Origin of the sequence: Ruficoccus amylovorans (genome assembly GCF_014230085.1) — a bacterium.
GTDB classification, from domain to species: domain Bacteria; phylum Verrucomicrobiota; class Verrucomicrobiia; order Opitutales; family Cerasicoccaceae; genus Ruficoccus; species Ruficoccus amylovorans.
In genome coordinates this window covers 93462-105926 of the sequence record NZ_JACHVB010000013.1, presented here as the reverse complement: position 1 = coordinate 105926, position 12465 = coordinate 93462, and the positions used below count along the sequence as shown (strand labels likewise).

The 12465-nt window shown below is 63.9% G+C and carries 9 protein-coding genes; 4 read left to right on the top strand and 5 right to left on the bottom strand.

The genetic code is table 11. From position 1 onward, the window contains the following. Positions 1-22 precede the first annotated feature (22 nt). On the bottom strand, positions 23-1444 hold the full coding sequence (locus H5P28_RS03700) for a malonyl-CoA decarboxylase domain-containing protein (RefSeq protein WP_185674367.1): 1422 nt from the start codon (positions 1442-1444) through the stop codon (positions 23-25). A 200-nt stretch (positions 1445-1644) separates the two neighbouring features. Here H5P28_RS03700 and H5P28_RS03695 point away from each other — a divergent pair, with 200 nt between their 5' ends. From H5P28_RS03695 to H5P28_RS03685, 3 genes are all read left to right on the top strand, one after another. Next, positions 1645-4482 (top strand): extracellular solute-binding protein, encoded by a 2838-nt coding sequence (locus tag H5P28_RS03695; protein ID WP_185674366.1) that lies wholly within the window; start codon positions 1645-1647, stop codon positions 4480-4482. Between the two features lie 6 nt (positions 4483-4488). Continuing rightward, positions 4489-6357, top strand: coding sequence for a carbohydrate ABC transporter permease (locus H5P28_RS03690; RefSeq protein ID WP_185674365.1), 1869 nt, complete (start codon positions 4489-4491; stop codon positions 6355-6357). Positions 6358-6545: 188 nt separating this feature from the next. After that, positions 6546-7751 (top strand): SpoIIE family protein phosphatase, encoded by a 1206-nt coding sequence (locus H5P28_RS03685; RefSeq protein ID WP_185674364.1) that lies wholly within the window; start codon positions 6546-6548, stop codon positions 7749-7751. A 126-nt stretch (positions 7752-7877) separates the two neighbouring features. Here the strand turns inward: H5P28_RS03685 and H5P28_RS03680 are convergent, their stop codons facing one another. Together H5P28_RS03680 and H5P28_RS03675 are read right to left on the bottom strand one after the other, a co-directional pair. Beyond that, entirely contained in the window at positions 7878-8354 is a 477-nt protein-coding gene (locus H5P28_RS03680; RefSeq protein ID WP_185674363.1) for a cupin domain-containing protein, read from the bottom strand. Then, a complete protein-coding gene (locus tag H5P28_RS03675) occupies positions 8351-8581 on the bottom strand; it encodes a hypothetical protein (RefSeq protein ID WP_185674362.1) in 231 nt (76 codons plus the stop codon). Before H5P28_RS03675 ends, H5P28_RS03680 begins: the two co-directional genes overlap by 4 nt. 151 nt (positions 8582-8732) lie before the next feature. Between H5P28_RS03675 and H5P28_RS03670 the strand changes: the two genes are divergently transcribed. Next, positions 8733-10196, top strand: coding sequence for an aminotransferase-like domain-containing protein (locus tag H5P28_RS03670; protein ID WP_185674361.1), 1464 nt, complete (start codon positions 8733-8735; stop codon positions 10194-10196). Positions 10197-10307: 111 nt separating this feature from the next. Here the strand turns inward: H5P28_RS03670 and H5P28_RS03665 are convergent, their stop codons facing one another. Beyond that, positions 10308-10832, bottom strand: coding sequence for an ankyrin repeat domain-containing protein (locus H5P28_RS03665; protein ID WP_185674360.1), 525 nt, complete (start codon positions 10830-10832; stop codon positions 10308-10310). A gap of 119 nt (positions 10833-10951) precedes the next feature. Beyond that, on the bottom strand, positions 10952-12400 hold the full coding sequence (locus tag H5P28_RS03660) for a catalase (protein WP_185674359.1): 1449 nt from the start codon (positions 12398-12400) through the stop codon (positions 10952-10954). Between the last annotated feature and the right edge of the window lie 65 nt (positions 12401-12465).

Genomic DNA, 12465 nt, shown 5'->3' with positions numbered 1-12465 from the left:
TGGAATCGGTATGACTGGCCGGTCAACTTTTGGCCGGGGCCACCCTGGCGCGCAGGCCGCGCACCAGAGTGGAGGTATGGACCCGGCCTTTGTGCAGGTAGTCTTCGTGATGCTGTTCGATGCGTTCCAGTTTGTAGCGGTAGTTGACCATGAGGCCAAAGGACTCGCGCAGGCCGCGTTCAGTCAGGTTCGCGCCCCAGTTGATCTGCTCGACGCGGGCGCCGTTGTTGAGGTGGAAGTGCGCCACGGGGTCAAGCGCCGCCGGGCCGTTACCGCGCTTGGCTTCGGTCAGGTAGCGGGCGGCCAGGCCGCGCAGCAGCAGGCGCGACTCCTCCGGGATGGCCTCGGGTGACTGCCAGTCGAGTCCGTCGAGCCAGGCGACGAAGTCCTTCGCGGCGGTCAGGCCCGGGGCGGTGGTTTTAAGCTTTTTCGCATCGAGCGCGGCGACGGCGGCCAGGCCGTCCTCGCCCGTCAGCCATTTGCGGAAGCCGGGCATGGGGGAGAGGGTGATGAACTTGCGGATGTTGGGCACGTCGTGCTGGAGGCGGTCCACCACCTGCTTGATGAGGAAGCCCCCGAAGGGAATCCCGGCCAGGCCCTTTTGCGTGTTGGAAATGGAGAAAAAGACGGCGGTGTCGGCCTCGCGCGGGTTGAGTGCGGCAGTGGAGGTATCGAGCAGCTTGAGCACGTTGTCGGCTACTCCCTTGCACAGCGCCACCTCGATAAAAATCAGGGGCTCGTCCGGCATGTTCGGGTGAAAGAAGGCGAAACAGCGCCGGTCCACATCGAGGCGGTTTTTCAAATCCTCCCAACTGCGGATCTCGTGCACGGCCTCGTAGGCGATGAGCTTTTCCAGCAGCGCGGCGGGGGAATTCCAACTGATGGGCTGAAGTTGCAGGATACCGGCGTTGAAAAGGGAGGCGAGCATGAGCTTGATGTCGGTGCTCAGCGGCTTGAAGCGCGGCTCGGTCTTCATTAAATCGAGCACGTCACTCCGCAGGTCCACGAGGAACTTGACCCCGGCGGGAAGCAGGGTCCACTGCCGCAGCAGTTCGGCTCGATCAGGAACGAGCGCCTTGCGCAGTGCCTGGCAGGCGTTGCGGAGTTCCTCGCCCGTCACATTTTCGGCTGCGTGGAGGGCTTCGCGCACCCGGTCTTCATTGATGTCGAAATCATCCAGCAGCAGTTCGAGAAACTGTCGCTTTTCCGCCGTGCCCCAGAGCCGGTACTGGGCAGAGAGCCGGGCCGCGTGTTGCGAGGAGGAGACCTGTCCGCCGCGCTGGGCGATGCATGCTTCGATCTGCCCGCGCAGGGGCTTGACCTCGGACTGGCTCAGGCGGCGTTCGCCGTCGGCGCCGGTTGCTCGCCGGGAGAGCCCCAGCACTTTCGGGAGCCGGGACAAGTTGCGTTTCCCCCGTTCAATGACTTCTGTGGCAATCTTCATGCTTCAACCTCCTGGTACTGTCGGAGTATAGCTCCGCCGGGGGCGGTGCATCAATGGATTTGATTTGATTCTCTCAAATAATAAGTAAAGCTTACGACAGCCTTAATGCCTTTCTTGTTCCCGACGGATGACAGCGGAAGAAAAGTCCGGCGCGAATAACAAGGTTTACCCCCGAGCGCGGATTCGCCAATCTGTGCACCATGCCAGCCCCCTTTCTCTCACTCCGGTCCCTGCGCTTCGCGCGTCCGCGGCGAGTGGCAGCGGGGCTGCTGGCTGCGATGGGACTGTTGACGGGTGGGGCTCTCCTGCGCGCGGATGGGACCACTGAGCGCGAAGCAAGTGGCGTGAACATCGCGTCCGCGCCCGTCACGATCACAGTGGAAAACCTCCCTCAGCCGGGCGAAGTCACCATCGACGCCCTGGCCAAGCGCGAAGTAGTGCAGGCGTTTCTGGCGCAAAACCCGGACCTGCGGATCAAGTCCTTTGCCATGCCCGCCATCGGGGTGGACGACGCGCGCGACTCCGGTTCGCTCATGGCCATCGCCGCCGGGATGGGCGCTAACGCCATCTACGTGAATTTCCGCCAGTCGGCCACGTACAACGAGCACGGCTTTCTCCAGCCGTTGGAAACGCTGCTCGCCCGCCAATTGAGCGCCGACCCCGCCGTCCGCCAGACGGGCAAGGACGGCGACTGGCTGGCCGACCCGGCCCCGGAGGAAGTGGCTACTGCGCTGGAGCTGATCCGGCAGCGTGTGCCGGAGCGGGCCTGGCCGGTCGTTTACCGCGAGGACATGAGCGGGCGCTTCGCGGGCAAGCACGTTTGGACGTTGCCGACATCGACGCTGGTGCGGGCGCTTTTTTATCGCAAGGACCACTTCCAGGCCGCCGGGCTTGACCCTGCTCGTCCACCCGCCACCTGGGACGAGCTTCTCGCCGCCTGCCGCCAGCTCCACGATCCCGCTCAGCGCCGCTACGCCATGGCCTTCAGCCCCGGCGACGGGATCAGCTACCAGGCGTACCAGTTCCTCGTCAATGGCGACACCCGCGCCATGACCCAGGATGCGGACGGCCAGTGGCGGGCCTCCTTCGCCACGCCCGGTGCGGCGGAGGGCGTGCGGTTTTTCTGGCGGCTGCTGCGCGAGCCCTACACCCGCGACGGCGAGACTTTTAACGGGGCGGCGGTGTTGCGCCCGGACTTTAACAACCTTTGGAAACGCGGGTTGGTCAGCATGAGCTTCGGCTCGCTCGACGACCAGATGCTCGCCGCCATCAACCCGCAACTGGTCGGGATCGCTCCGCTGCCGGTGGGGCCGGACGGGCAGCGCGGGAGCCTGCTCAACGCCCGTATGCTGGGGGTTTTCAGCCAGGGCAGCCCGGCCCAGCAACTGGCGGCCATGCGCTACCTGTGGTTCGTCACCGGGGAGGAGGCGCAGGCCATCCGCACGCGGCTTTTTGTGGACCGCGGCTACGGGGCATTCGTCAGCCCGGAACTGCTGAGGAAGTTCGGCTACGGGCGCTTGCTGGAAAATGTCCCGCCGGGCTGGGCGCAAACCTACGCCGAGGCGTTGGCCGGGGGCGTGCCCGAGCCCTACGGCCGGGGGACGCAGTTCATTTACCGGATGCTTTCCATGCCGGTCAACCAGGCGCTCGAACGCGACTACACCGGGCTCTCCGCCGAAGCCGCTGAGGCTGACATCCTCGCTCTGCTCCGCGCGGCGGAGGAGGAGGTCAACGCCCGTGCCCTCGGGCGTATCGCGCCGGAGAAGTTGCGGGAGCGCCGTCAGGTGGCGGGTTGTGTGCTGGCTGTGTTGGCGGCGGCCTTTACGGTCGGGATCGGGGCGGTCTGGAGAAGCTTCGGTCGGGTCGGGCCAGCGGTTGACCTCAGCCACCGTCGCCACCGCCGCAACCTCCTGCGCGGCTGGGTGCTGCTGCTTCCGGCCTTCGGGCTGATCCTCGTCTGGCAATACCTGCCGCTCATCCTCGGCGGGGCGACCATCACCTTCATGGACTACGAACTGGTCCTGCCCAGCCGTTGGGTGGGGGTGGACAACTTCGCCACGATCCTCTACGACCCGCGCTTCTGGGACGCGCTCTGGCGGGAGTTTTACTTCGTCGCGCTCATGATTGGGCTGGGGTTCTGGCCGCCGATTCTACTGGCCATCCTCCTGCAGGAGGTGCCGACGACCTTCGCCAAATACTTTTTTCGCACGGTCTATTACCTACCCTCGGTGTTGGCCGGGGTCGTGGTCATGTTTCTATGGCTGCAAATGTACGATCCGGCCCCCTCGGGCACGTTGAACCAGCTCCTGCTCGCGCTCAACCAGCTCGGGTCGGTCCCTGCCACGCTGGTCAAGTGGCTGCTGCTGGGCTGTTGGCTGGCGCTGATCGCGCTGCTGGTCGTGCTGCCGGCCAAGCTGGAGGAAATGCCGACCGGGCTCAAGCTGTGCCTGTGGGGGCTGGGGCTGGCCTTTATCGCGGTGACACTGGCCCCGCTGGGGGAGGCGCTGCGGGCGGGTGGTCCCGGCGAAGCCGCCGCCGTGCTCGGCTCGCTCTCGGGGCGTTTCCAGATCGAGCCGCAGCGCTGGCTGCAAGACCCGCGCATGGCGATGCTGTGCATTATCATCCCCTCGGTCTGGGCGGCCAGCGGGCCGGGCTGCATCATTTACCTGGCCGGGCTCAAGAGCATCCCCGACGAACTGTACGAGGCGGCGGCCATCGACGGGGCGGGCTTCTGGCACAAGGTCTTTTATATCACGCTGCCGAGGATGAAATTCCTCATCGTGATCAATCTGATCGCCGCGCTGGTGGCCGCGTTCAAGGGCGGGGCCGACCAGATTCTCATCATGACCGGCGGCGGCCCCAACGAGGCGACCCGTACGCTCTCGCTGGCGATTTTTTACCGCACGTTCATGGACCTCGACTACGGGGTGGGCACGGCGATGGCCTGGATCATGGGTGGGATATTGATCGGGTTCACCGCGTACCAGATGCGCCTGCTGGCACGGGCGGAGTTCAAAAGCGGAGCCAGCGGGAACTGACCAGCCATGCCGATTTTCACCACAGTCGAGTCCAAGACCACCGCCGGGAAGTGCTTCCACGCGGCGGTCTTTGTGCTGCTCTCGCTCGGGGCGGTGACGATGCTCTACCCGCTGTTGCTGCTGGTTTCGGGTTCCTTCCGCAGCGAGCTGGACGAGAACGAACTCGGCCTCGTTCCGCGCTACTTCTATGACGGGGATGCGCTTTACCGGAAATTTCTCGAATACAAATACGAGCAACGCGTCGGCGATCTCAACGCCGCCCACCTGAGCCGTGACTACTCCTTCGCGCAGGCGGCGCCACCGTCCGCTGGGAGCGAAACCGCCGCCCGCGACCTGCGGGCCTTTGTGCTGGAGGCCGACTTACCCGCGCACTGGCAGGCGCTGGGCGGAAGCTCCGGCCTGCTGACCATCCCGCGTAATCTGCGGGAACTGCGGGGACGGGTGCGGGCGCGCTTCGACGGCGATGTGACGGCTTATGCCCGCGACACCGGGACGGCGGTCGGGAGCTGGACGCAGCTCACCATGCCGCCGCCGGAGTGGCTTTCGACCCGCTACGACTACACGCCCAACGCCCTGCACGGGGAGTACACGCGGTTGCTGCGCGAAGCACCCCCAGCGCAGCGGCGGCTGGTCTCGCTCTCGGGGATGTTTCTCACCCAAGTGGTTTTCCCGCGCTACGGCTCGCTGGAGCGGCTCAACGAGACGCTCGGGCTGGACCTCGGCTCCTACGGCGAATTTCGCCTGCCCCAGCGCGTTCCGTCGGAGGAACAGGCGGCCTTCCGCGAGGCTTGGGTAGCGTTCGTCTCGCGGGAGCTGAACCCCTCCTTCGTTGTGCTCGAAGGCGTACCCGCCGAGGATTATCAGGGCTTTCTGGCCACGCGCTACGGCGGCGACATTGCCGCGCTCAATCGCGAGTGGGGGAGTGACTTCGCTGCTTTCGCCGGGGTGCTGCTGCCGGATGGCGACTACCTCTCGGGCGCGGCCCGGCGCGATTACGGGGAGTTTCTGCTGGCGGTGGGGCCGGAGCACTGGCTGCTGACCGGCCCAGAGTACGCCTGGACCGACTGGCTGCGGAAGAAGTACGGCACACCCGAGGCGCTTTCGCGTGAATACGACGGAGTGTATCCGAATTTTGAATACGCCTGGCTCCCGCAGTCCGGACTGGAGGCACTCTACGTGCGTGAGCACGCCGGGGCACTCCGGTGGCAGTTCGCGACGCGGAACTTCGTCAACGTCATCGACGCCATCGCGTTCGAGGGGCGGGTGTTGAGAAACACGGTCATCTTTTGCGCGCTCTCGGTGCTGGCGGCGGTGCTGGTCAACCCGCTGGCAGCCTACGCGCTTTCGCGCTTTCGCCTGCCGGGCGGGTACAAGGTACTCTTTCTCATGATGGCGGTGATGGCCTTTCCGCCGATGGTGACGACGATCCCGGTCTTTCTCATGCTCCAAAAGCTCAGTCTGATGAATACCTTTGCCGGGCTGCTGTTGCCGACCGTGGCCAACGGGTACCTGATATTTTTGCTCAAGGGCTTCTTCGATTCTCTCCCGCGCGAGCTGTACGAGGCGGCGCAATTGGAGGGTGCGTCGGAGGCGCGGATGTTTTTCACTATCACGATGGCACTGAGCAAGCCGATCCTGGCCGTGGTCGCACTGAGCGCCTTTAACGCCGCCTACACGCTGTTCTTGTTCGCCATCATCGTGGCCCCTGAGCAGGAAATGTGGCTGCTGCCGGTCTGGCTCTACCAGTACCGCGAGACAGTGTCCAGCGGCGGGGTTTACGCGTCGGTGCTGCTGGCTGCGATCCCCCCGCTGCTGGTCTTTATCTTCGCCCAGAAGATCATCCTGCGGGGCATTGTCGTGCCGACGGAGAAGTAGGGGCCAAGGTCCGCTTTCGTGGAATATTGCCAGGATTTTGTCGCTCTGAATTGTAAAATCACCCACCGTGCGCTAACATGGACTGACATTTTCACGGAAAAAACTCTCACGCATCTGTTTCTCGCTGGACCTGAGCCGGAGGCATGTTTGTATGGCTTCTTGACGGTCGTAGCAGGGGGTCGGCGTCTATGAAAACACACGAAGTCAAGCAGGTTCAGGACATCTACCGGATGAGTATTCCGGCTTTGTTTGACGCCCTCCTGAATGAGTCCGAGGACTGCATATACTTCAAGGACATGAAGTGCCGCTTCGTGTACGTCAGCCAGCGGCATGCGAAAAAGTTCGGCGTCTCCTCGCTGGAGGACATCGTGGGTAAGACGGATTTTGACTTCTTCACCGACGAGCACGCCCGCCAGGCTTACGAGGATGAGCAGGAAATCCTGCGCTCGGGCAAGCCGCTCATTAACCTGACCGAAAAGGAAACCTGGCCCGACGGGAGCGTCACCTGGGTGACTTCGACCAAGATCCCGCTGCACCTCAACTCGGGTAAGCTGGTGGGCATCCTGGGCATCTCGCGCGACATCACCCGCGAGAAACTCGCCCTCGACAAACTGGAGGAATCCGAGCGCCGCCTGCGCGAAAAGAACCGCATCCTCCAGATCGACTACGACAACGCCCGCCGCGTGCAGAGTGCGCTCATCCCGGGCGAGTCCCAGCCGTGTTCTTTTCTGGATTACTCGCTGGTTTATAACCCGTTGGAGGCAGTTGGCGGTGACGTGCTGAGTTTCCCCTCCGGGCGCCCGGACGAGTTCATGTTCCTGCTCGGCGATGTCTGCGGCCACGGGATTTCGGCCGCTCTCTACACGCTGCTGGTCAAGCACGTGGCCGACCAGGCGGTGGTCGATCAGCCGGACCACCTCGAGCTTTCCCTGGAGCGGGTGCAGAAGGAAATTTCAGATCTCATCCGCCCCAACTACGTGACGATGGTGGCCGGTCGCATCCGCCGCGAGCAGGAGTGCTACGTGTTGGAGGTGGCCCACGCCGGGCACCCAGACATCCTGCACTATGACAGCCAACGCGGCACCGTCGAGGTGATCCGCCTCAAGCGGCAGGACGCCATTGGCTTTGTTACCGGGCGCGAGCGCTGCGGCGAGCGTTTCGAGCTGTCGGTGGGCGACCGGTTGCTCTTTTATACCGACGGGGCGGTGGAAACCGTCAACGAGTGCGCCGAGGAGTTTGAACTCGACCGGCTGATCAAAGCCTTCGAGGCCGAGCTATCATCCCCGGTCAAGGACATGGCCGCAGGCATTAACAAGCGCGTGCGCGAGTTTCGGGGCAAGGCCCCGCGCATGGACGACGTGACCCTGCTCGCGGTCGAAATCACCGGGGCGTAGGGCGGCTTGTCCGTCTGTGGAGAAAAAGATTGGTTGGAAAAAACGCTGAGAGCGTAGTTGTTTTTCAATACAAGCGGATTTTGCTGTTCGGGCTTCGGCCTGCGGAGGACACCGCAAATGGGTGGGCTATTCTTCGTCCTCGTAATAGTCAATGTTCTCGCGGAAGCACAGGCGGGCGGGCTTGACCATCCACTTACCGCTGCGGGGGTAGTGGATGAGATCGGCGAGGGAATTGTTAGCGATGACGAGATAGACCAGCGGCTGTGCCGGGTCGGTGTTGCGCAGGGCGTGGGCTTCGCCGGGTTCGCACATGACGATGCTGCCCTCGGCCAGCGGGGTCTCGCCCTCGGCGGTCACGAGCACGCCGGTGCCGGACTCGATCAGGTAAAACTCCCACTGGGCCGCGTGGCTGTGCAGGGGCCAGTTCTGTTTGCCGGGGGGGATGCTGGCTCGCTCGACAGCGAAGGGGTGGCCACCCTTTTCGGGCGGGGTGTCGGGAGTGGCTCCGAGCGCGGCGGAGAGGTCGGTCCTTTCGAGGGCGAACTTGCCGCCCGGCGAGGTGCAGGTGCGCGGCTGGATGTCGTGAAGGCTGGCGATTTTCATGGTGAGTCTCGGTGGACGACGATACAGCGGCTCGCGCACAAGACGAGCCGTTTCCGGGGCGAACCTTTGCGCAACTGCTCCGGGTCGCCAACGCCCCGGATGTGGGTACCGGGGGCTTGGCGGTGGGGGGAAGACCTGGCTATCGGCTTCCCTTCGACCATCGGCTTCGCCCCGGCGAGCGTGATGATGGCTTTGGGGAAAAGAAGTTTGCGCAGCAGGGTATTCATGGCGGAAGCAGTATCGCAAATCTGTCGCCGCTCGCACAGATGCAGCCTGCGGGAAAATCGACCGGTACAGTTGGGAAAGGGTGATCTGTTATGGTCGACAATTGAGAAAACTGTATCTGTACCTTTTGGAGAAATCTGCTAGGCTGACGCCATGTCAGTGGGACCGGCCAGTGGTGAGTTTCTGTACGAGCGGATCGCCCGGCAGCTCGATGCGCAGATACAGGACGGAGTTTTCCGGGTCGGCGAGCGCTTGCCCTCGGTCCGCCAACTGTGCGCGAGCGAGCGGGTCAGCCCCGCCAGTGCGCTTCAGGCGCTTTCGCTGTTGGAGGCGCGGGGGCTGATCGAGGCCCGGCCCAAGTCCGGTTTTTTCGTGCGCCACCGCCGAGTCGATTGTGCTCCGCCTCCACCTCCTTCGTCTTGCAAACTGGAGCCCGGCGCAGTCGGTGTCTCCGACGTGGTGGCGCAGGTTTTTTATCAGGCCGGGGATGAGCGGATGGTCCCACTGGGGGCCGCCATTCCCGCCCCCGAACTACTCCCCACCGAACGCCTCTCCCGCTGCCTGGCGCAACTGGCGCGTTCGCAACCCGAGCGGCTCGGGCGCTACGATATAAAGCCCGGCCACCCCGAACTGCTGCGGCAACTGGTGAGGCGTTTCGCCAGCTACGGCTGCCACGTCGCGCAGGAGGAACTGGTCGTCACCTTCGGGGCGATGGAGGCGCTAAACCTCGCGGTGCGAGCGGTGACGCATCCCGGCGACATCGTCGCAGTGGAGTCTCCCTGTTACTTTGGCCTGCTGGAAATTCTTGAAAGCCTCGGCCTGCGGGCACTGCCTGTCCCGGGCACCTGCGAGGAGGGGATCGACCTGGACCTGCTGGAGACCGCTATCGAGCGCCACCGGGTTAAGGCGGTGATGCTTGTGCCGAGCTTCAGCAACCCGAACGGAAGCTGCATGAGCCAGCCCCGCCGCGAGCGCCTGATGGCGCTGCTGGCCGACCACGGCATCCCGTTGGTCGAGGACGACATCTACGGGGACATCCACTTCGGGCCGGAGCGCCCGCGCCCGGTCAAGTCGCTCGACCGCGACGGGCTTGTCCTGTATTGCGGCTCGTTTTCCAAAATCCTCTCGCCGGGCCTGCGGGTCGGGTGGGTGGCGGGTGGTCGTTACAGCGAACAGGTCCGGCGGCTCAAGTACATCTCCAGCCTCACGACTCCCGCGATCAACCAGCTCGCCATCGCCCGTTTTCTGGAGTCCACAGCGATGGAGCGTCATCTGCGTTCGCTGCGGCAGGCGTTCCGCACGCAGATGGCGCAGATCAGCGAGGAGATTTTGGCGTCGTTCCCGGAGGGGACGGGCCTGAGCCAGCCCGAGGGCGGTTTTTACCTGTGGGTACAGCTCCCCGACGGAGTGGACGCCTTCGACCTGCACCGGCTGGCGGCGGCGGAAAAAATCGACATCGCCCCCGGCCAGATATTCTGCCCGCACGCGGACATCCGTAACCGCATCCGGATCAGTTGCGGCTACCCCTGCGATGCGCGTATCCGAAAATCAATACACACGCTTGCCCGGCTCGTGCGCGAACTCGCCGCCGGACACTTGAAGCCTTCCAAAAGGTGAGCATTTTCTCATCACCTTTGTGGTTAATCAATTTTTCACCGCAAAGCCGCCAAGGTGAAGAGAGGCTTTTTCAGAGCGGAGGAAATTTCGGATTCTGTTGCTCTTCTTGTTTTACATGACGATGCGTTTGAGGAGGGAGCCGCCAATACCGAGAAAGTGATCGCGCATGCGCAGCTTCGCGCCCTGGGACTTGAGGAAGGCGACCACGTCGCGCCGCCCGAACAGGGCGGCGAAAGAGAGGGGAGTCATGCCGCCGCCGTTGTCGGCCTCGATGTCCGCGCCGTGGCTCACGAGTAGCTCGGCCAGTTCGCGGTAGCCCTTGAAGGCGACGCCCCCGAGTGGCGTCTGGCCGCGGTCGTTGCGGCGGTCCACCTCCGCGCCGAGTGAGAGAAGCATCTGTGTGGTGTCGAGGTGGCCGTTATAGCTGGCGAGCATGAGCAGCGACTGGCCCTTGTGGTCGCAGAGGTTGACGGGTAGCCCGGACTCGACCATGAGCCGGAGCGTCGCGGTCTCGCCGTGGCGGGCGAAGTCGAGCGCCTGCCGCTGGAGTTCCGCGTAACGGGCCTCTTCGGCTTCGGTCAGATTGACGACGCTTCGCGCGGAGGTGTCGGGCTGTGAAGGATGGAGGGCGGGCATGGCGTGACGGGGATGGTTTGGAGTTCGGATCGGATGTTCGTGTAGTGGTTTTCTATGACAACCCACAGCCGGCGGCGGAGTGCGGGGACTCCGCCGCCGCGGGAGTTAGGTCGCTTGCGTCAGGTCGGGACGCTCAGGCCGACGGCCTTGGCCACGCCCTCGCCGTAGGCCGGATCGGCCTTCGCGAAGTGCGTGATCTGGCGCAGCTTGATCTCGTCGGGGACGCCTTCCATCGCGGCGGCGATGTTGGAAAAAAGCCGCTGCTTCTGCTCGTCGTTGAAGAGGCGGAAGAGGTTGCCGGGTTGGGTGTAGTCGTCGTTGCCTTCGCGGTGGTTGTAGCGCTCGGCGTCGCCGCTGATGCGCAGCGGTGGCTCCGCCACGGAGGGGTCTTCCTGCGGGCCGTTCATGGAGTTGGGCTCGTAGTAGGCGTCCGGGTTTTCATTGAAATTGTCAAAGAAGCGCATGGAGCCGTCCTTGTGGTAGTGGTGCACGGGGCTCTTCGGGCGGTTGACAGGCAGTGCCTCGTAGTGCGTGCCGAGCCGGTAGCGGTGCGCGTCCGCGTAGGAAAAGACGCGGGCCTGGAGCATCTTGTCCGGGGAGAAGCCGATGCCGGGCACGATGTTCGAGGGGGAGAAAGCCGCCATCTCGATCTCGGTAAAATAGTTCTCCGCGTTGCGGTTAAGCTCCATCACGCCGACCTCGATCAGCGGGTAGTCGCCGTGGGGCCAGACCTTGGTCAGGTCGAAGGGATTGTAGCTCGTCTTTTCAGCGTCGGTCTCGGGCATGATCTGGACAAAGAGCGTCCACTGCGGGAACTCGCCCTTCTCAATCGTGCCGTAGAGCGCCTCCTGATAACTTTCGCGGGTCTGGCCGACGACTTCGGCGGCCTCGGCGTTAGTCAGGTGGAGGTGGCCCTGCCGGGTCTTGAAGTGAAACTTGACCCAGTAGCGTTCGCCCTTGTCGTTCCAGAAGCTGTAGGTGTGTGAGCCGTAGCCGTTCATATACATGGGGGCGGTGGGCAGGCCGCGGTCGCTCATCAGGATGGTGACCTGGTGCAGGCTCTCGGGCGAGAGCGACCAGAAGTCCCACATGGCGGTGTTTGAGCGCAGGTTAGTGCGCGGGTGGCGCTTCTGGGTGTGGATGAAGTCGGGGAACTTGTAGGCGTCGCGCACGAAGAAGACGGGCGTGTTGTTGCCGACGAGGTCCCAGTTGCCCTCGCCGGTGTAGAACTTTAACGCGAAACCGCGCACGTCGCGTTCGGCGTCGGCCGCGCCCATTTCCCCGGCCACGGTGGAAAAGCGCGCCAGCATGTCGGTCTTTTTACCGACTTCGGAAAAAATCTCCGCCCGGGTGTACTGCGTGATGTCGTGGGTGACGGTGAACGTCCCGTGCGCGCCCCAGCCCTTGGCGTGGACGACGCGCTCGGGGATGCGCTCGCGGTTCTGGTGCGCGAGTTTTTCCAGCAACTGGTAGTCCTGCATCAGCAGCGGGCCACGCGGCCCGGCGGAGAGGGAGTTCTGGTTGTCGGCGACGGGGTTGCCGGCGGTGGTGGTCAGTCTGTTGGCCATAGATCAATCGAAGGGTTGAGGTTGCCTTGAACAGGCGGTGATTTGAAGGACGTGGTTATTCTAGC